Raw genomic sequence first — 19,035 nt, forward strand, 5'->3', positions numbered from 1 at the left:
GGGATCGCAAACCAGGAGCAAGAGCAATGGCAAAGGCTGCGGCACTGCGCAAGCCGAAGAAGAAGGTGAACCCGCTCGACAAGGACGGGATCACCTACATCGACTACAAGGACACCGCGCTGCTGCGCAAGTTCATCTCCGACCGCGGCAAGATCCGCGCTCGGCGGGTGACCGGGGTCACCTCCCAGCAGCAGCGGCAGATCGCCCGTGCGGTCAAGAACGCCCGCGAGATGGCGCTCCTGCCGTACACGGCCACGGCCCGCTGAGAGGAGGCGCCGACATGAAGATCATCCTGACCCAGGAGGTGTCGGGCCTCGGCAGCCCCGGCGACATCGTCGAGGTCAAGGACGGCTACGGCCGTAACTACCTGCTGCCGCAGGGCTTCGCGATCGCCTGGACCAAGGGCGCGGAGAAGCAGGTCACGGTCATCCAGCGGGCCCGCGCGGCCCGGGAGATCCGCGACCTCGGTCACGCCAACGAGGTGAAGGCCCAGCTCGAGGGCCTCAAGGTCAACCTGACCGCGCGCGCCGGCAACGGTGGGCGGCTCTTCGGCTCGGTCACCCCGGGTGACGTGGTGGACGCGGTGAAGGCGGCCGGTGGGCCGTCCCTCGACCGGCGTCGGCTGGAGCTGCCGGGCGCCATCAAGTCGATCGGCAGCCACCAGGTGCGGGTCAAGCTGCACCCGGAGGTCACCGCGCGGTTCGACCTGAAGGTCGTACCGGGCAAGTAGCCGGCCAGGCGACAGAGCAAGTTCCGGGGTGCCGTCCACTTGGACGGCACCCCGGAATCGTTCTGCCCGGGCGGGTCAGACCTCAGCCGACCGGTTGACCGCTGATCGCACTGAAGAAGACGGTGGAGAGCCCACCACCGACAACCGCTGCCGCGAACCCGACGGTCACCGCCCGCCAGGTGCGGTTGAACCAGCGCATCAGGGCGGCGACCACCAGACCGGTCGCCAGCGCCGCGAGGAACCGGGGCACCCCGGCCAGCAGCGCGGAGATCGCCTGGCCGCGCTCCGACTCACACGCACCGGAGACCCCGGGTACGCAGTCCACCGGCACACTCGCGTCGAGGGTGAGTACCCAGACGAAGACGGCCAGTACGGCGACCGCGTACCAGGCGACGGTGTAGAGGACGGCGGTGAGCGGGCCACTGGGCCGGGGATCGAGCAGGTCGTCTTCGAGTCGTCGACTCAACGGGCTGGGCCGCCCCGTCCGGGTCGCCGAGGTCAGCAGGCCACCGCTCGGGGCGCGTCGGGTGGTCGTACCCGCCCCGCTGACGCTGCGGGCCGAGCCGGGCGTACCGGCGCGACCAGCGGTGCGACCGCGACCCGGTGCCGCCGCCGGCCGTCCCGTCGGTGGGCTGGGCTGACTCGCTCGGCGGGCCGGCGACACCGGCCGGGCCGGCGGCGGGTACGCGACCGCCGGAGAACGCGGCGCCGAGTCCGGAATGCCCATCCAGCGCGGGTCGTCCCCGGCCAGCCTGGTCCCGGACCAGAACGCGTCGCCACCGTCCGACTCGGTACGCTCCCTGCCCCGGGCACCGCTGTCGGCGGCGGTGTCGCGCCCACTGCCGGCGTCCCGGGCCAGCCCGGCGAGTTCGCCGTGCCGCCACTCCGTGGTGTCGGTGAACCGGTCCCACTGCCCGGTGTCCGTGGACCGGTCCCACTGTCCCGTGTCCGTCGACCGGTCCCACTGTCCGGCGTCGGTGGACCGGTCCCAGCGTCCCGGGTCGGTGTTCCGGTCTCGGCGGCGGCCGGTGCCGGTGGCTCCCGGCGTGCCGACAGCTCCCGGCGGATCACCGTCGGTGACCCGCTCCAACATCCCGGTGTCGGTGAACCGGTCCCATGGCCCGGCATCCGTACCCCAACCCGCGCCGGCCGCGTCCGAGCGTGGACCCGGCCCGGAATCGGCGTGCCGGCCCCGGTCCGCCCGTTCCTCGCCGGCCCGGCGTACCGGCCCGGCGTCCCGGTAGCGGCGGACGGGCTCGGCGTCCGGCTCGCGTTGCCGCCGACGGGCGCCGGTGCCGGCGGATCCGGGCAGCGGGTTCTCGCCGCGCCACCGTCGGCTGCTACCGCCGCCGGATTCGGTCTGCCCGGGCGACCGGACCCAGCGGGCCCCCGCCGTCGACTGGTCGGTCCCCGGGTCCGGCTCGGTCGAGGGGGTGACGTCCGGCCGCTCCGTGAGCTGCGTCGGCTCCTCCTCGGCCCGGTGCCGGGAGCGCCGCCGCCCGACGGGCGCGACCGGGTCGCCCGGATCGTCGGACTCCCATCGGGCCGGCTCGGCGCGGCGTCGACGTCCCTGCGCCGGCAACGCGGGGTCGTACGCCGGGTCCGGCTCCCGCTCGGCGGCCCCGCCCCACCGGCCGGACGCGGAATCGTCGGTCCGCCCGCGCCAACCGACGGTGCTGTCGGTCGGGTCGCGGCGGCCGGTCGCGGTGGAGGGCGAACCGGTGGCTCCGACGCCCCACCCCGAGGTGGACCCGGGCGTCGGGTCATCGTCCGGGTCGGCGCGGCGTCGTCGGCCCGTCCCGGACCTGGCCGGAGGGTCGCCGAGCAACCCGCTGTTCGCACCGGCACCGGTGGTGGGCGCGGCGGCGGCCCATCCGCCGGAGGTGGGTGCCTCGGAGATCCATCCCCTGGTCGGGGTGCCGGCACCGGCGCCGGTGGTGGGAGCGGCACCGACCCAGCCGCTGGTGGGTGCGGCGGAGGCCCAGTCGTCGACCTCGTCCCGGTGTCGATCGGCAGCGGCGCGACGCCTGCCGCGCCGCCCGGTCGCCCGGGGCTCGGCGGTCTCGTCCCGCATGCCTCCGGCCGCGTCGCGCGCCGCGCTGCCGGTCGTGTCGCGCCAACTGCTCCCGGTCGTGTCGCGCAACGCACTCCCGGTCGTGTCGCGTGGCGCGCTGCCGGTCGTGTCGCGTGGCGTACTCCCGGTCGTGTCGCGCCACGTGCTGCCGCTCGCCTCGCTCCGCCAACCGACCGGGTCGCCGGTACCGCGCCAGTGGTCACCGGCGCTCTCGCCGCCCGGGGCGTCGGCGGCCGCGCCACTCGGACCGCGCCAGTATTCGCCGGTGCTGTCCCAGGTCACCTCCGGGGCGACCCGCCGACGCTCCGGGCGACCGCTCTCCGTGGCCGGCTGCGCCGACATGTCGGGGCGATGGTGCCGGCCACCGTCACCAGGGTCCAGGTCGGAGTCCGAGGTCCGCTCGGAGGCGTCGGTGGCCCAGCCGGAGCTGCCGGTGTACGTCCGGGGGGCGCCGGGCTGGAGCGGCTCGGTGGACTCCCGGGCCCAGGACGGCGTGTAGTTGTCCACCGGCTCGGGTGCGCCACGGTGCCGGGCTCGTCGTCGGCTCGGGGTGCGGTAGGTGACGTCGGAACGCGAATAAGGATCACCTGGCCAGGGCGGCGCCGGGTCGCTCCGGCCGCCACTGTCCTGCCACTCATGTCGGGCGAGCTCACCCCGCCCCCGATCCCGATGGTCCACAGCCGAGGCGTGACCTTTCTGGTTAGTCGATCGCGAGGAGTCTGGTAGGTCGTTCGCGAGTACCGTACGCAGATTGCCGTCGCCCGATGATACGCCGTCCCGGTAGCCCGAATTTGACCTGTTTCTTTCCTCCACATGGTGGGGATCGAGTCGGCGCAGGTCAGGCACGCTCCAGGCTATCTTCCCCAATCGTTATCCACAGCCTGTGCACAGGGCCGCACACACCCCGTCCGGAAACCGTCCACAGGTTGTCCCGAGCTCCGTCCACCGGCCTGCTTGAGAGTCTGACCTCGACGTCCGTATCGTTGCGCCCTGACCCTGCCACCCGTGCCGACATCCCCCGGTCAAGCGGCTGGCCAGGGCCGGCCTGGCCCGCCGGCCGAGCGGAGCCGTGGGTCAGCCGGGAAATGTCGTACGTCGGCGGTTCGCTAGGAGTCAGCCGGTGTGGCGGAGGGGGGATGCCTGTGTCGATCACCGATGACGTCCGTGGGGAGTCGCGACCCTCGCGTGGGGAGTCGCGACCGTCGGTGCCGCCGACGGACGTGCCGGCACCCCGCGACGGGCAGTTCGACAAGACCCCGCCGCAGGACATCGCGGCCGAGCAGTGCGTGCTCGGCGGCATGCTGCTCTCCAAGGACGCGATCGCCGACGTGGTCGAGATCCTCCGGACCAACGACTTCTACCGGCCGGTGCACTCGACCGTCTTCGACGCGATCCTCGACCTGTACGGCCGGGGCGAGCCGGCCGACGCCATCACCGTCGCCGCCGCGCTCGCCGACTCCGGAGATCTGGCCCGGATCGGCGGCGCGCCCTACCTGCACACGCTGATCGCCAGCGTGCCGACGGCCGCCAACGCCGCCTACTACGCCCGGATCGTCGGCGAGCGCGCGGTGCTGCGGCGCCTGGTCGAGGCGGGTACCCGGATCGTCCAGCTCGGCTACGGCTCCACCGGTGGCGGCGGGCGGGACGTCGACGACGTGGTGGACCTGGCACAGCAGGCGATCTACGACGTGACCGAGAAGCGGGTCAGCGAGGACTTCGCGGTCCTCGCCGACATGCTCCAGCCGACGCTCGACGAGATCGAGGCGGTCGGTGCGCAGGGCGGCGTGATGACCGGGGTACCGACCGGCTTCACCGACCTGGACCGGTTGCTCAACGGCCTGCACCCGGGGCAGTTGATCATCGTGGCTGGGAGACCTGGTCTGGGCAAGGCCCTCGCGCTGGACACACCGCTGCCCACTCCCGACGGCTGGACCACGATGGGTGAGATCCGGGAGGGAGACCGGCTGCTCGGTGCGGACGGTCGGCCGACCCGGGTGACCCACGCCTTCGAGATCATGCACGACCGACCGTGTTACGAGGTGGAGTTCTCGGACGGGTCGACGCTCGTCGCCGATGCGGAGCACCTGTGGAAGACGACTACCAGGGCGAGCCGTCGGCGGGGCGGTGAAACGCCTCGGCGACGCTACCGGACCGACGAGTCGACGAACCGGCTGCGTGAGGTCGGCAGGACGTTCCGAGAGTCGTCACCGAGGTCGACCCGCAACTTCACCATGCACACCGCCGGGCGGCGGGTCGGCGTGACCGGGCGGGTCCCCCATCTGGCCCAGCAGGTTGGAGGCAGCCGGAACTGGTCGGCTCCGGCGTACGACGGCCACCGGCTGGCGGCCGAGATGATCGCAGTTGCCGAACCTCCGATGCACAGCGTGACCACCGCGACGCACGACAACGTCGTCACCACCGAGCAGATCAGGGCGACCCTGCGGACCACCGACCAGGATCGGCGCCTCAACCACGCCGTCGATAACTGCGCGCCCCTGGAACTGCCCGAACGCGACCTGGCCATCCCGCCGTACACCCTGGGGGTGTGGCTCGGTGCCGGTCACGGCGCCGCCGCCCGGGGGTACGGGTCCTTCCTCGGAGCCCTGCGGGCGCTGGACGTCCTGGACGACAGGCATCTGCCCGCCGCATACCTGCGGGCGTCCGAGGCTCAGCGCCGTGCCCTGCTCGCCGGTCTGCTGGACACCGACGGCACGGTCGGGCCGACCGGAAACCTTCGGTACACGTCGACGTCGCACCGGTTGGCACTCGACGTGGCGGAGTTGGTGGTCAGCCTGGGCTACCACTGCACGATCGCGACCAGGCGGGTGAGGGGCCGCAGCGAGGAGACGGCGACCGCCTACACCGTCGACTTCAGCACGCCGGACGAGGTCTTCCGACTCGAACGGAAACGCCAGGCGCATCGCGACCGTCGCCGGGCGACCAACACGACGACGTCGGGCGCGCGATACATCGTCGCCGTACGGCCGGTGCCGAGCGTGCCGGTGCGTTGCGTGACCGTCGACAACGCCGACCACCTCTATCTGGCCGGTCGGTCGATGATCCCGACGCACAACTCGACGGCGTCGATGGACTTCGCCAGGAACGCCGCGATCCGGCACAACTGTGCGAGTGCCATCTTCTCGCTGGAAATGAGCAAGGTCGAGATCGTGATGCGCCTCCTCTCGGCGGAGGCCCGGGTGCCGCTGCACGTACTGCGCAGCGGGCAGCTCTCCGACGACGACTGGACCAAGCTGGCCCGCCGGATGGGCGAGATCAGCGAGGCGCCGCTCTTCGTCGACGACACCCCGAACATGAACCTGATGGAGATCCGGGCGAAGGCCCGACGGCTCAAGCAGCGGCACGACCTCAAGATGATCGTTGTCGACTATCTCCAGCTGATGAGTTCGCCGAAGCGCACCGAGAGCCGTCAGCAGGAGGTCGCGGAGCTGTCCCGAGGGCTGAAGCTGCTGGCCAAGGAGGTCGAGTGTCCGGTGATCGCGGTCAGCCAGCTGAACCGTGGCCCGGAGCAGCGTACCGACAAGCGTCCGCAGTTGTCCGATTTGCGTGAATCTGGGTCAATTGAGCAAGATGCCGACGTTGTCATATTGCTGCACCGCGACGACTACTACGACAAGGAGTCGCCCCGGGCCGGTGAGGCGGACTTCATCGTCGCCAAGCACCGGAACGGACCGACCGACACCGTCACCGTCGCGGCGCAACTGCACCTGTCCCGGTTCGTCGACATGGCCATCGTCTGAACCCGCCCGGAGACCGAGCCGCTGGGCCGCCCACAGACCGAGCCGCTGGGCCGCCTGGAGACCGAGTCGGCGGCCGGACACCGTCGCGGGTGGCTCAGCCGAGCAGGGGGAACCAGCCGGCGGCCTCGCCGAGCACCAGCCGGTCGTGCGCGCTCAGCGGGAGCCGCCCGGTCCCCTTCAGCAGATAGTCGGTGTCCGACCAGTCGGGTGGACGGATCGCCTCGGCGCTGAGCAGCCCGTCCAGGGTCGCCACCGCGATGGCAACGCCCGCAGGCTCCGGCTCGGGCGCGTCCGCAAGGTCCACCGTCAGGTCGAGATGGTGCACGACCGCCTCGGTGACCAGGGTGGCGAGGAATTCCGGTACCGCCAGCACGTGACCCTGGGTGCTGACGTACCCGAGCGGGTCGGCCGCGGCGGCGGCCCGGACCGCCGCCGGTGCGGTGTCGGTCCAGAGCCGGACCACTCCGCGCGGCCGGTCGAAGGCGGCGGCGGACCGGCGTACCCAGGTGGCGTGCCGCCCCTCGTCCGGATCGCTCGGCGACAGCCAGTAGCTGACGCCGTCCACGTCCGCCGGCCCGACCGCCGGGCTGGCGAGCGTGACCAGGGCCCGCTGGGCGTCGAGGACCAGATGTAGCAACAGGTCGACGACGAACCAGCCCCGGCAGCGGGTCGGCCGGAGCAGGTCGGCATCGGCGAGGTCGCCGACGGTCGCGGTGATCAGGTCGTACGCCGCACCGAGCGCCCGCTGCGGCCCCGCCGCCCGGGACGCCTCACTGCCCGGCACACCGGGTACCTCCGCACGCCCCGGCCGGGACGCGTTTACGCCGTCCAGCCGACCCACCTCCGTCCAGCCGAGCCCACCGCCGCAAAAGGCGGGATCCCCGCGCCCGGCGACGTACGCCCGCCCGTCGACGACGCGCGAGGTTCGTTGCCCGGGCACGGGGATCCGCGAAACTCCGGTCAACCGGCCGATCCGGTGGCCGGTCTCCCAGCGGAGACCGGAACCGTCCTGCCGGCGGGGCCGGTCAGTCGAAGAAGTCGTTCAGGAAACCCTTCCGCTTCTTGTGCCGGTAGTGCCCGTGGTAGCCGTAGTGCGGCTGCCCGTGCTGCCCGTACGCCGGAGCCGGCGCCGGCGGGTAGCCGTGCGCGGGCGGTGGCGGCGGCGGGGCGTGGCTCGGACCGCCGTAGGCGGGCTGGTGCGGGGCCGGCGGCGGCGGAGGCGGCGGGTATCCGGCACCCGAGGCGGGCGTGTGCTGCGGCGCCGGCGACTGCTGCTGGCTCCAGTTGGCCTCGGCCTCGAACAGCTTCTCCAACTCGCCCCGGTCGAGGAAGATGCCACGGCATTCGGTGCACTGGTCAACCGTGACGCCGCTGCGCTCGTACTGGCGCATGTCGCCACGACACTTGGGACAGGTCATCTGCATCACTCGACGGTACCCGGTCGAATCACCGAGTTCCTGTCAGCGCGGCCACCACTTCGGCATCCGATACCTCGTGGAAGTCGGCGTAGTAGCGGCTGACGGCGCCGAAGTCCGCCGGGAGTTCCGGGCAGACCACCTCGTCGGCGGTCTCGCCGAGCACCTCGTACGCCTGCGGCGCGCCGACCGGGACGGCGACGACCACCCGGCGGGCGCCCAGTTGCCGGGCGACTCCCACGGCGGCCCGCGCGGTGGCCCCGGTGGCGAGCCCGTCGTCGACGATCACGGCGATCCGGCCGTCCAGCCGCAGCGGCGGCCGGTCCTTGCGGTAGAGCCGCTCGCGTCGTTCCAGCTCGGCGGTCTCGGCCCGGACCACCGCGTCCACCTCCTCCGGCTCCAACCGGTCGGCGATCTCCTCGTTGAGCACCCGCAGCCCGCCCGGTCCGACGGCACCGAAGGCCACCTCGGGCGCCTCCGGCAGGCCCAGCTTGCGGACCACGAGTACGTCCAGCGGTGCGCCGAGCGGCTCCGCCACCGCCGCCGCCACCGGTACGCCGCCCCGGACCAGTCCGAGGACGACCACGTCGGGGTCGCCGGAGATCGGGGCGAGCCGGTCGGCGAGTACGGCTCCGGCCTCGGCACGATCCCGATAGGTCGCGTTCATGCCTCAGGTTTACGCCCCGTCGGCCGACCCCGCTCGGCAGACGCCCGAGAAAGCCGTCGGGTCGCCGCCGGAGGCCACCCGACCGGCCGGCCCGCGACGTGGCACCGCCGGTCGCCGCCTCAGGGGCGGCGCGGAGGCGCCAGCACCCGGCGGCGAGGCGCGGAGTCTCAGCCAGCGCGAGTGAGGCGCGGGTGTCAGCCCAGGGCGGGTGAGCTGCGGCTGTCAGCCCGGGGCCGGGTGAGGCGCGGCTGTCAGGCCAGGGCGGGTGGGGTGCGGGTGTCAGGCCAGGGCGGGTGGGGTGCGGGTGTCAGGCCAGGCCGGGTGGGGTGCGGGTGTCAGGCCAGGCCGGGTGAGGTGCGGGTGTCAGGCCAGGGCGGTGGTGCCGAGCTGCCAGCCCAGCGCGGCGGCGCCGAGCCCGACGGCCAGGGTGGCGAGGACGTTCAGTCCGCCCCGGTAGCGCCCGCCCGGCCCGCTGCGCAGTAGCTGCACGGTCTCGTAGCCGAACGTCGAATAGGTGGTCAGCGCGCCGCAGAAGCCGGTGCCGACCAGCGCCCAGACCCAGCCCGGCAGCGCGGTGGAGAGGCCGGCGAAGAGACCGAGCACCAGCGAGCCGACGACGTTGACCGTGAACGTCGCCCAGGCGGCCGGGCGGGACCGGCGCTCGACCAGCCAGTTGACCAAGAACCGGCCGACCGCGCCCACCGCGCCGCCGACCAGGACCGCCGCCCAGGTCAGCATCGTCGTACCGCCCGTCCGGTCACGACCGCACCCGGTCCGCCGCCCACATCCCGAGGCGTACCGCGACCAGCGCTCCGGCGAGCGTGCCGAGCAGGTACCCGACGGCGACGCCGGGGCGGCCGGCGGCGAGCAGTCCCCGGGTCTCCACCGCGTACGTGGAGAACGTGGTGTAGCCGCCGAGGATCCCGGTGCCGAGGAACGGCCGGACCAGCCGGTGCGGGGCGGCGGCGGTGGTGACCAGCCGCATCAGCAGGCCGATCAGGGCGCAGCCGGAGAGGTTGGTGACCAGGGTCGCCCACGGTACGCCGGTGGTGGCGTGCGGCCAGAGCACCGCCAGCCCGTACCGGCCGGCCGAGCCGAGCGCACCACCGAGGGCGACCGCGGCGAGGACGTCCCAGCCGGGCCGACCCGGCAGCGCGGCCGGCTCGTCGGGTTCGTCGGGCCCGAGTGGCTCGGCAGGACGGGACGGGTTCACGGGACGGGACGGGTTGGCGGGGTGGCCGACGGTGCCGAGGTGTGGTCGGCGACCGGTCCACCCCGCCCCGTGCTGCCGGCGAGCCGGAGCGCGGGGACCCAGCCGAGGAAGGCGACCGGGTAGAGCAGGTACCCGAACCGGGTCGACGGCATCAGCAGGATCGCGGCGAGCAACCCGTACCCGCAGAAGAGCGCGGCGGAGGCGGCCGTGCGGGGCGGGCGGCGCAGCAGCAGGACGGCGATCAGCGCTCCGGCCGCGACCAGCAGCGCGGCGGCGACCACCCGGCCGGCCGGCAGCGCCTGCGCGATCAGGTACCCGGGGAACGGCGACGCGGCCGGGCTGCTGACCAGGCCATGGCCGAGCGGGAAGCGCAGCACGTTCTCGACCAGCGCCGCCGAGTCGACGAGCTGGGCCGGGACGAGCGCGACCAGCGGCAGGCCGAGCGCCCCGACGGCCAGCCGCAGCCCGGTCCGGCGGCCCCGGACGGCGGCGTGCACCAGCAGGACCAGCGCGACCGGCCAGGCGAAGAGTTTCAGTGCCGCCGCCAGCCCGACCGCCAGCCCGGCGGCGAGGAAGCGGTCCCGGGCGGCGCAGGCGAGGGCGAGCAGGCAGAGGGCGAGGACCGGCAGGTCGTCGCCGCCGGTGGCCAGGGTCAGCGCGCAGACCGGGAGTACCGTCGCGAGCTGCACCGCCCGGACCAGGGCGGCGTCCCGGGCGCCGGCCCGCTCCGCCGACGGCGCCGCGCGGCCGGCGGAAACCGCCGTCGGGCGACGCAGCAGCAGCACGGCCAGGCCGAGTGCGACGGCGGTGGCGACGGCGAACCAGATCCGGGCGTCCGTCCACCACGCGGTGCCGGCGAGGGCGCGGGGCAGCCCGAAGAGGGCCATTCCCGGCTGGTACGGGGTGTAGCCGAGGAGTTGCTCCGCACCCGGCAGCGCGGCGATGGCGTCCCGGGTCAGGTACGGCGTGCCGTGGTCGAGCAGTCGGGCGCCGGAGTGCTCGACCACCACCACCTCCTCCTGGGCCCGGTCGAGCCGGCCGCCGACCCGTTCGACCGCCTGCCAGACCAGCGGCAGCAGCGCGGTGGCGGCCCAGGTGACGACGGTCAGCCCGCCCCGCGCGGCGGTACCGGCCAGCCGGGAGTCGGGCCGGCGACGCCGGACGAGGAGTTGACCGAGCACCAGGATCGTGGCGACCAGGTAGCCGACGGCGGCGACGCCGCCCCAGGCCCGGTGCGGCAGGAGTGTGGAGGTGGCCGCGGTGACGGCGGCGAAGCCGGTGGAGAGGAGGTAGAGCACCAGGTCGGCGGCGAGGCCACCGGCCGCCCGGTCGGCCCGACGCCAGTGTCCCCGGCCTTCCGGCGTCCGGGTGGCCGGCGAGGTGTCCAGTTCGTCCGTGGCACTCACGCGGGCAAGTGTGGCAGACGTCCGGCAGCGGGTGCGGCGGTTACGCCGGCAGGTGCGGCAGGCGTTCGGCCCGGCGCGGGCCGGGCCGGCGGCCGGGGGAGAGTCGGACCACCGCGCCCTCGTCGTGCAGCGCGGGGGCGAGCGTGCCGGGCCGGCCACCCGCGCCCTGGTGCAGGGCGGCGAGCAGCCGGGCGGCCGGCATCGGCCGGGCGAAGAGGTGGCCCTGCCCGGCGGCGCAGCCCAGCTCCCAGAGCGCACGGCGCTGCGGTTCGCTCTCCACCCCCTCGGCCACCACGCTCAGGTTGAGGCTCCGGCCGAGGTCGACGGTGGATCGGATCACCGCGGTGGCCTCCGCCGAGGTTTCCATCGCGGTGACGAAACCCCGGTCGATCTTCAATTCGTGTACGGGGATCCGGGACAGCACCGACAGCGACGAGTACCCGGTGCCGAAGTCGTCCAGGGCGAGCTGGATGCCCGCGTCGCGGAGCTGCCCGAGTACCTGGTCGACGACTTCGAGCTGGCTGAGCGTCAACGTCTCGGTCAGTTCCAGTACGAGCCGGTCCGGCGGCAGGTCGTGCGCGCGCAACCGGGCCAGTACGGAGCCGGGGAACCGGGCGTCGAGCAGGCTGCGCGGCGAGACGTTGACCGCCACCGGCAGGTCGAAGCCCGCCTCCCGCCAGGTGTTGACGGCGATCAGCGACTGGTCGAGTACCGCCTCGGCGAACGCCGGCAGCAGCCCCGACCGTTCCACCGTCTCCAGGAACCGGAGCGGGTCGATGGTGCCCCGGGCCGGGTGCCGCCACCGGGCCAGCGCCTCGGCGGCGACCACCTCGCCGCTGCCGAGGTCGACGATCGGCTGGAAGTTGACGGTGAACTCGTGGTCGGCGACCGCCCTTGGCAGGTCGCCGCCGAGCGAGAGCCGGCCGAGGTCGGCGGTGTCCCGGGTCGGGGCGTACGTGGCGATCCGGCGTCCCGCCCGCTTGGCCTGGTACATGGCCACGTCGGCGCGGCGCAGCAGCTCGGTCATCCCGCCGCTGCTCGGCGCGACCGCGATGCCGCCGCTGGCCTCGACGCTGATCCGCATCCCGTCCAGCTCGATCGGCTCGTGCAGCGCGGTGAGCAGCGTCTCGGCCCGGTGCGCGGCGACCGCCGGGGCGGGCAGGCCGTGGAAGAGCACCGCGAACTCGTCCCCGCCGAGCCGGGCGACCAGGTCCTCCCCGTGTACGGCACCGCGCAGCCGCTCGGCGACCTGGATCAGTACCCGGTCGCCGGCCGCGTGCCCGAGGGTGTCGTTGACCTCCTTGAAGTGGTTGAGGTCGATCAGCAGCAGCGCGACGACTCCCTCGGTGCGGCGCTGGCCGAGTTGCTCGGCGCCCCGGTCGAGCAGTTGTCGCCGGTTGGCCAGCCCGGTCAGCGCGTCGTGCGCGGCGGCGTGCGCGTGTTCCTCGGCCACCCGGTTCAGCTCGGCGTACGCCGACGCGTTGCGGACCGCCGTGCAGAGCGCCGAGGCGAAGGTACGCAGGGTGTACTGCTCCCGCTCGGAGAGCTTGACCGGGCCCCGGAAGCGCAACCGCAGCATCCCGATGTGGCTGCCGTCGTACCCCTTCATCTCCATCGGGATGACCGAGCCGTTGACCGTCGAGGGCTGGCTGGCGAAGCCGTCGTACGTGACGGTCTCGCTGTTGCCCCGGACGGTGCGCCTGCTCTCCCGCAGCTCGACCTCGACCTCGTCGGCGGAGAAGAGGTTGGCGGCCTGGGCGACGGCGGTGTGCAGTACTGCGTTGATGTCGACGACGTTGAGCGCGTCGGTGGTGTGCGCCAGGTCCTGCCACGCCTGCCGCTCGGCCCGGGCTCGCACCCGCGTCGAGTACGTCAGGTGCAGGCTGAGCGCCAGTGGGGGGATCGCCACCAGCAATCGGACGTCGACCTTCAGGAGGATCAGTGTGAGGACCGCGACCACGAAACGCACCGCGTAGCCGACGAGTCTGAGGTCCCAGTTGGCACTGAACTGTTGCCTGATCTTCCGCCGGGCCGCGAGAGCGATCACCGGCATGGCGACAATCTCGTCGACCAGCGCCGCGACGGTGTAGGCGAGTGCCACCAGGCCGATCATCTGGTCGAGTCCCCTGGGCGGCCATACCCAGTCCACGAGCGTCAGTGTCGTACCGGCAGCCGCGGCGACGAGCATGTTCTTGCTGATATTGAAAATCGCCTTAATCGGGGGCGTGCGATGGACCCTGCTTAAGATCGCCAAACTGACACCCGTGCAGAGCACCACCCAGGAGGTGGGTGCCACGGCCACGCCTATCACGATGGCCGTGTCGTTCCACGTGATGGCATGGGTCGTGGAGCGGATCCTTATTGGAGCCTGCACGCTCGCGCTTACCGTGATCGTCAGGATGAGGGCCAGCACCATCACCAGGTCGTCGTAGGACCTCGGGGGTCTGGGGGTGTTCAGCAGCGACAGGACCGTGGCGAGAACCGCGGAAACAGCGACGAGACCGAGGAGCGGCTGTAGCCGCTGATCGGTCTCGTTGTCGTTTCGCTGTCCCTGACTCACACCGGTTCCTCAACGTCACCGAACCCTAGTGGTCTGTAACGGTAGCAACCTCAACACCGCTGTGTGACGGGTCGAATCTCCTAGTACCAGTCGTTGGAGCGCATCGCCCTGTGCCCCCTTCGGTAAGCTGTCCACATGCAACCGAATTGTTCGGAATAGTCCCCGTCGGTCTTTCCGTTGTTCGATGGTGGAGAGCTTAGGGTGACAACGGCATGGTTAGCTACAATAAATGTCGGTATACTCAGTATTAGTCAACTACCGTCTGATTCGTCACGCTCTGTCCATAAATGGAACCCAGAGCGTCAAGCAGCTACCGGGCCGTGGGCAGGGGACGGGGAGGCTTCCTCCGGGATACCCGCTCTGCCCGTGCATTGGAAGATCCGATCTGCGCGTCATAGGATTCGGTGTCGTTTCACGGCGAGGCTCGCGGCGTGGGTGAGTGGCGTGATCCGTCCCACTCGATTGACGTCGAGTCTCGGCCGCCTGCCGACCGGCTTCCATCGGGTGACCTGGTAGAACTCGCTTCGTGTCGATCTGCTGACCCTGCGTTTGCCCCGTGCGGCAAACCCTCTCATCTCGGGGGATAGCGTCCGTGGGTGGGGTTCTGTTACCCGGCGACGGATGTGACAAAAAAATGACGTTGATGAATGTGTCTTAGGGATGATCGGTACGCTGCTCCCGGTGACTGGCTAAGTTCGTCTCGTTTGTCAGGTTTGGTGTCTGGATGATCGACATTCGGCTGCTCGGACCGATGCAGGTTGTCACCGAGGCCGGTCCGTTACCGCTCGGCACCCCGAAGCAGCAGGCCGTGCTGGCGTTGCTGGCGATCCGACCGGGTCGGCTGGTCACCGTCGAGGAGTTGATCGACGAACTGTGGCCGGAGGCAGCACCGGCGTCGGCGGTGGCGAACACCCGGGGCTACGCGGCGGGCCTCCGACGGATCTTCGACCGGGTGGATTCGACGAGGGGTCTGCTGGCCCGATGCGGTCCCGGCTACCAGTTCCGGGCGGAGCCCGACGACGTCGACCTGCTCGGCTTCGAGGCCGAGTGCGAGCGGGCCGGCGGGGCGGTCGCTGCCGGAAACCTGTCGGACGCGGACGACCTGTTCTGCCGGGCCGAACAGCGGTGGCGGGGACCGATGTTGTCGGGGGTGCCGCTCGGACCGGTGTTGTCCACACGGCGGACGAGTGCGATCGAACAGCGGCTCGGCCTGGTCGAACAATGGGCCGAGCTCTGCCTGGCCACGGGCCGACCCCGCCAGGCCATCACGATGCTCCGCGAGCATCTACGGGCCAACCCGCTACGCGAACACGGTCACGCGCTGTTGATCCGGGCCCACTACCAGGACGCGGACGTCCCCGCGGCCCTGAACGCGTTCGCCACCGCACGAGCCCTGCTGATCGACCAGCTCGGCATCGGTCCCGGGGAGGAACTGGAGCGACTGCACAAGGCAGTACTCAACCGCGACCTTCCGACCGTCCTCCGCGAGGAGACACGTTCGTCCGTCCCGGTCCGGGGCGCCGATCCCACCGTCATCTCGCACGCCCGGCGGGCAGGTCGGGCGCCGGAGGCCCCGACAAGTTGGCTTCCTCGGCCGCTCGCCGACTTCACCGGTCGAACCGACACCGTGCTACGGCTGATGGCGACGGTGGAGCGGGCGGAGCCCGCAACCTCGGTCGTGCAGATGATCGATGGGATGCCGGGAATAGGCAAGACGGCCCTCGCCGTGCACGTCGCCACCAGGCTCACCGAACGGTATCCAGACGCGCAGCTCTTCATCGACCTGCAAGGACACAGCCCAGCCAGGCCGGTTGACCCCGCCGCCGCACTGGTGACGCTGCTACGGCAACTCGGCGTACCGGCAGGCCGGATTCCCGCCGAACTCGAGCACCGGATCGCGTTGTGGCGGTCGGAACTAGCCGTCCGGCGGGCCATCGTCGTGCTCGACAACGCAGGCGGCAGGGACCAGATCGAACCGCTGCTGCCCGCCGCGCCCGGCACCCTCGTGCTGGTGACCAGTCGTCGTCGGCTGCTTGCCGGTGGCGGTACTCCACCCGAGTCGTTGGCGGTCTTCGGCGAGGACGATTCGATCGAGCTGCTGGCACAGGTCGCCGGGCGGGACCGGCTACGAGCCGAACCGGAAGCCGTCGCGGCGGTGGTACGCCGATGTGGCTATCTCCCCCTGGCGATCCGGCTGGCCGGTGCCCGCCTCGCCCACCGACCCGGCTGGCGCGTGGCGGATCTCGCGCAGCGACTTGACCGGGGCGGCCACGCGCTCGGCGAGCTTTTCGCCGAGGACCGGACCGTCGCCGCCGTGTTCGCCCTGTCGTACGAGCCTCTTCGTGAGCCCGTACAACGAGTATTCCGGCTGCTCGGACTCTATCCCGGTGAACACTTCGGGGCGGGTGCGGTGGCCGCGCTGGCCGACCTGTCACTTGCTCAGGCGAGACTCGTTCTCGACGAACTCGTTGACCGTCATCTGGTGGAGGAGCCCCGTGCAGACCGATTCCGACTCCACGACCTGCTACGTGACTACGCCGAGCAGTTGGTCGCGGTCGCGCTGGAACCCGCCGAACGGCGGGTGGTGATCCATCGGCTACTCGACCACTATCTGCACCTCGCCCTGGTCGCCACCCGTACGGTCGAACCGGTTGCATTGGCGGACCAACTGGGACTCGGCCCGCCGATGCGTCCCGACCTGGTCGCCGCGTTCTCTTCCGTTGGTCCTGACTGGCTCGAAGCGGAGCGGAGCAACCTGCTCCGTCTGATTCGCGCCGGGGTGGAAGGCGGGCATCTGAATGAGGTGTGGCGGCTGGCCCGAGTGTCGTGGAGATTCCATTTCATTTACGGATACCACGACGACATCCTGGAAACGCAACGTCACGCCGTCGCGGCGGCGGAGTCGCTCGGTAACCTCTCGGCAAGCGCGGCCGCCCACAACTACCGGGCCTATGCCTGGTTGCAGGTCGGCGACCCGCAGCGGGCACTGCGCGACCTGGAGCGGGCGATCGAGGTGCGGGAGTCGGTCGACGACCGGCAGGGCATGTGCATAAGCAGGACGAATCTCGCGATCGTCTACTGTCAACTGGGTAGGTTGACCGAGTCGCTGGCGATCTACCGTCAGTCACTGGCCGACCGTCGACGATGGGCGATCGACGTGCTCTCCGTCTTCCCGAGCTACGGCTGGTCGTTGATGCTCCTCGGGGAGTACAGGGAGGCGCTCTCGGTGCACCGGCTGCACCTGTATCTCAGTCGCCTCGCCCAGAGCCAGTTCAACATCGCGTTGGCCTTGACCAACATCGGAGCGGTCCGGGTGCGCCTTGGTCAGCATGAGCAGGCGATCCGATACCTGCGAGCCGCGCTTCGCCTCAAGGACAGAACGGGTAACCCGTACGGCCTTCCCTTCGCGCTCGACAACCTCGGTACGGCTTACCGTGAGCTGGGACGGCTGGACGAGGCCCGGGAATGCGACGAACTGGCCCTCGCCACTGCCATTCGTCGAGGTGAATCCCTCGGCCAGGCCGCGGCCCTCAACGGCATCGGACTGACACTCGCGGCACTGGGTAGTCCCGCAAAGGCGCTCGAGCATCATCGTGAGGCATTGGCGCTGGCGACCCGGGCCAGCCACCCGTACGAACAGGGGCGGGCGTTGGCGGCGATGGCGGGACACCTGGAAACGCAGAGCCCGGCCGAGGCGCGGCGGCACTGGGAGCGGGCGTTGGCGATCTTCAGAAAGATGGGCGTGCCGGAACGCTTCGAGGTCGAGCGCGAGCTGGCTCGGCTGGCCCTGCCCGTCGAGCGGTGACCGGTCGAGTTTCTCGATCGCGGTGACGCCGTTTCCCGTCCGCGAAGGACCGGCAGGTGTCCGAGCTGGGCCGGTGCACCGGACGTATCGACCGTCTATCGAGTTTCTATCTCCGCCGCACCTAGGGTTTTCCGCATCGGTCATGTCGTTGGTCGAGCACCGGGGGAATCGGCAACGAGACCGGCTGCGGTGGTCGCCCCCCGATCACCGCTGCGGTGAGGGTGAGGAAGTGGTACGGCTGTCGCGACGCACCCGCGACAGGTTTCCAGGTTGCATCCGCTTCCTCACCCGAACCGCTGTCCCGGCGAGTGGCGGTCGGAGCATGTCACGGCGAGTGGCGGCCGGAGCAGGTGCGGCTGGTGGAGCCCGGCGGAGGATCCGCCTTCCTCTAAGCTCGCCGTGTGACCGATAAGCTCGCCGTGTGACCGAGCCCGCGCATCTCACCCACGTCGACTCCGCCGGGTCGGCCCGGATGGTCGACGTCTCCGCCAAGCCGGTCTCGGTGCGCCGGGCCGTCGCCGCCGGCCGGCTGCGCACCACGGCCGAGGTGATCGAGCTGCTGCGCCGGGACGGGCTGCCGAAGGGCGACGCCCTGGCCGTCGGTCGGCTCGCCGGCATCATGGGCGCGAAACGCACCCCGGACCTGATCCCGCTCTGTCATCCGATCGCCCTGCACGGCGTCACCGTCGAGCTGGAGCCCGGCGACGACACGGTCGAGATCACCGCGACGGTCCGGACCGCCGACCGGACCGGCGTCGAGATGGAGGCGCTGACCGCGGTGGCCACCGCCGGGCTCGCGCTGGTCGACATGGTCAAGGCCGTCGACCCGGCGGCCTCGATCGAGGGGGTACGCGTGCTGCGCAAGGAAGGCGGCAAGACCGGCGACTGGACCCGACCGGCGGACCGGCCGTGATCCGGGCCCGGGTGGTGGTCGCCTCCAACCGTGCCGCCACCGGCGTCTACGCCGACACCAGCGGCCCGCTGCTGGTGGAGGGCCTGACGAAGCTCGGCTGCCAGGTCGACGAGCCGGTGGTGGTGCGCGACGGCGACCCGGTCGGCGCCGAGTTGCGCCGCGCCGCGGCCGAGGGCGTCGACGTGGTACTGACCAGTGGCGGCACCGGCATCAACCCGACCGACCGGACCCCCGAGGTGACCCGGGCACTGCTCGACTACGAGATCCCGGGCATCGCCGAGGCGATCCGGGCGCACAGCCGGGACAAGGTACCGACGGCGGCACTCTCCCGTGGCCTGGCCGGGGTGATCGGCCGGACGCTGGTGGTCAACCTGCCCGGCTCCACCGGCGGCGCCAGGGACGGGCTCGCCGTACTCGGGCCGATCCTCGGGCACGCGGTCGACCAGCTCCGGGGCGGCGACCATCCGCGTACCGACTGAACTCGTCGGCGGGCG

General features: G+C 71.7%; 14 protein-coding genes. 6 read left to right on the forward strand and 8 right to left on the reverse strand.

Going from position 1 to position 19,035, the window contains the following annotated elements:
• Nucleotides 1-26 precede the first annotated feature (26 nt).
• Together rpsR and rplI are read left to right on the forward strand one after the other, a co-directional pair.
• On the forward strand, nucleotides 27-266 hold the full coding sequence (gene rpsR, locus C6W10_RS30260; RefSeq protein WP_007073789.1) for a 30S ribosomal protein S18: 240 nt from the start codon (nucleotides 27-29) through the stop codon (nucleotides 264-266).
• 14 nt (nucleotides 267-280) lie between these two features.
• Nucleotides 281-730: a 50S ribosomal protein L9 gene (gene rplI / locus C6W10_RS30265; RefSeq protein WP_101368797.1), complete on the forward strand. Its 450-nt coding sequence runs from the start codon at nucleotides 281-283 to the stop codon at nucleotides 728-730.
• Between the two features lie 82 nt (nucleotides 731-812).
• On the opposite strand, the gene C6W10_RS30270 is transcribed toward rplI, so the two are convergent.
• On the reverse strand, nucleotides 813-3,311 hold the full coding sequence (locus C6W10_RS30270; RefSeq protein WP_107262514.1) for a hypothetical protein: 2,499 nt from the start codon (nucleotides 3,309-3,311) through the stop codon (nucleotides 813-815).
• Nucleotides 3,312-4,102: 791 nt separating this feature from the next.
• Here C6W10_RS30270 and dnaB point away from each other — a divergent pair.
• Nucleotides 4,103-6,562 (forward strand): replicative DNA helicase, encoded by a 2,460-nt coding sequence (dnaB, locus tag C6W10_RS30275; RefSeq protein WP_369938723.1) that lies wholly within the window; start codon nucleotides 4,103-4,105, stop codon nucleotides 6,560-6,562.
• A gap of 94 nt (nucleotides 6,563-6,656) precedes the next feature.
• Here dnaB and C6W10_RS30280 read toward each other — a convergent pair whose 3' ends face one another.
• The 7 genes from C6W10_RS30280 to C6W10_RS30310 form a co-directional block, all read right to left on the reverse strand.
• Nucleotides 6,657-7,346 (reverse strand): maleylpyruvate isomerase N-terminal domain-containing protein, encoded by a 690-nt coding sequence (locus C6W10_RS30280; protein ID WP_107264402.1) that lies wholly within the window; start codon nucleotides 7,344-7,346, stop codon nucleotides 6,657-6,659.
• 241 nt (nucleotides 7,347-7,587) lie between these two features.
• Complete coding sequence (locus tag C6W10_RS30285; RefSeq protein ID WP_107262516.1) at nucleotides 7,588-7,989, reverse strand: zf-TFIIB domain-containing protein; 402 nt, start codon at nucleotides 7,987-7,989, stop codon at nucleotides 7,588-7,590.
• Nucleotides 7,990-8,008: 19 nt separating this feature from the next.
• Nucleotides 8,009-8,644 carry a phosphoribosyltransferase gene (locus C6W10_RS30290; RefSeq protein ID WP_107262517.1) on the reverse strand — a complete coding sequence of 212 codons (636 nt, stop codon included), beginning with the start codon at nucleotides 8,642-8,644 and terminating at the stop codon, nucleotides 8,009-8,011.
• A 363-nt stretch (nucleotides 8,645-9,007) separates the two neighbouring features.
• Nucleotides 9,008-9,382, reverse strand: coding sequence for a CrcB family protein (locus tag C6W10_RS30295; protein ID WP_369937197.1), 375 nt, complete (start codon nucleotides 9,380-9,382; stop codon nucleotides 9,008-9,010).
• Between the two features lie 19 nt (nucleotides 9,383-9,401).
• Nucleotides 9,402-9,857: a fluoride efflux transporter CrcB gene (gene crcB / locus C6W10_RS30300; protein WP_199853772.1), complete on the reverse strand. Its 456-nt coding sequence runs from the start codon at nucleotides 9,855-9,857 to the stop codon at nucleotides 9,402-9,404.
• Complete coding sequence (locus tag C6W10_RS30305) at nucleotides 9,854-11,263, reverse strand: glycosyltransferase 87 family protein (RefSeq protein ID WP_369937200.1); 1,410 nt, start codon at nucleotides 11,261-11,263, stop codon at nucleotides 9,854-9,856. The genes crcB and C6W10_RS30305 overlap by 4 nt, the downstream gene beginning before the upstream one ends.
• A gap of 40 nt (nucleotides 11,264-11,303) precedes the next feature.
• Nucleotides 11,304-13,823 carry a bifunctional diguanylate cyclase/phosphodiesterase gene (locus tag C6W10_RS30310; protein ID WP_199853773.1) on the reverse strand — a complete coding sequence of 840 codons (2,520 nt, stop codon included), beginning with the start codon at nucleotides 13,821-13,823 and terminating at the stop codon, nucleotides 11,304-11,306.
• 751 nt (nucleotides 13,824-14,574) lie between these two features.
• Between C6W10_RS30310 and C6W10_RS30315 the strand changes: the two genes are divergently transcribed.
• From C6W10_RS30315 to C6W10_RS30325, 3 genes are all read left to right on the forward strand, one after another.
• Nucleotides 14,575-17,628, forward strand: coding sequence for a BTAD domain-containing putative transcriptional regulator (locus C6W10_RS30315; RefSeq protein ID WP_234361972.1), 3,054 nt, complete (start codon nucleotides 14,575-14,577; stop codon nucleotides 17,626-17,628).
• Nucleotides 17,629-18,049: 421 nt separating this feature from the next.
• A complete protein-coding gene (moaC, locus tag C6W10_RS30320; protein ID WP_107262519.1) occupies nucleotides 18,050-18,541 on the forward strand; it encodes a cyclic pyranopterin monophosphate synthase MoaC in 492 nt (163 codons plus the stop codon).
• Nucleotides 18,538-19,020 (forward strand): molybdenum cofactor biosynthesis protein B, encoded by a 483-nt coding sequence (locus C6W10_RS30325; protein ID WP_107262520.1) that lies wholly within the window; start codon nucleotides 18,538-18,540, stop codon nucleotides 19,018-19,020. The genes moaC and C6W10_RS30325 overlap by 4 nt, the downstream gene beginning before the upstream one ends.
• Nucleotides 19,021-19,035: the final 15 nt, after the last annotated feature.

Source organism: Plantactinospora sp. BB1 (assembly GCF_003030385.1).
GTDB lineage: Bacteria > Actinomycetota > Actinomycetes > Mycobacteriales > Micromonosporaceae > Plantactinospora.

Excerpts from the sequence above, each read along its gene's own strand:
- C6W10_RS30295 (WP_369937197.1), bottom strand. The coding sequence starts at position 9,382 with ATGCTGACCTGGGCGGCGGTCCTGGTCGGCGGCGCGGTGGGCGCGGTC.
- C6W10_RS30290 (WP_107262517.1), bottom strand. The coding sequence starts at position 8,644 with ATGAACGCGACCTATCGGGATCGTGCCGAGGCCGGAGCCGTACTCGCC.
- rplI (WP_101368797.1), top strand. The coding sequence starts at position 281 with ATGAAGATCATCCTGACCCAGGAGGTGTCGGGCCTCGGCAGCCCCGGC.
- rpsR (WP_007073789.1), top strand. The coding sequence starts at position 27 with ATGGCAAAGGCTGCGGCACTGCGCAAGCCGAAGAAGAAGGTGAACCCG.
- C6W10_RS30315 (WP_234361972.1), top strand. The coding sequence starts at position 14,575 with ATGCAGGTTGTCACCGAGGCCGGTCCGTTACCGCTCGGCACCCCGAAG.
- dnaB (WP_369938723.1), top strand. The coding sequence starts at position 4,103 with ATGCTGCTCTCCAAGGACGCGATCGCCGACGTGGTCGAGATCCTCCGG.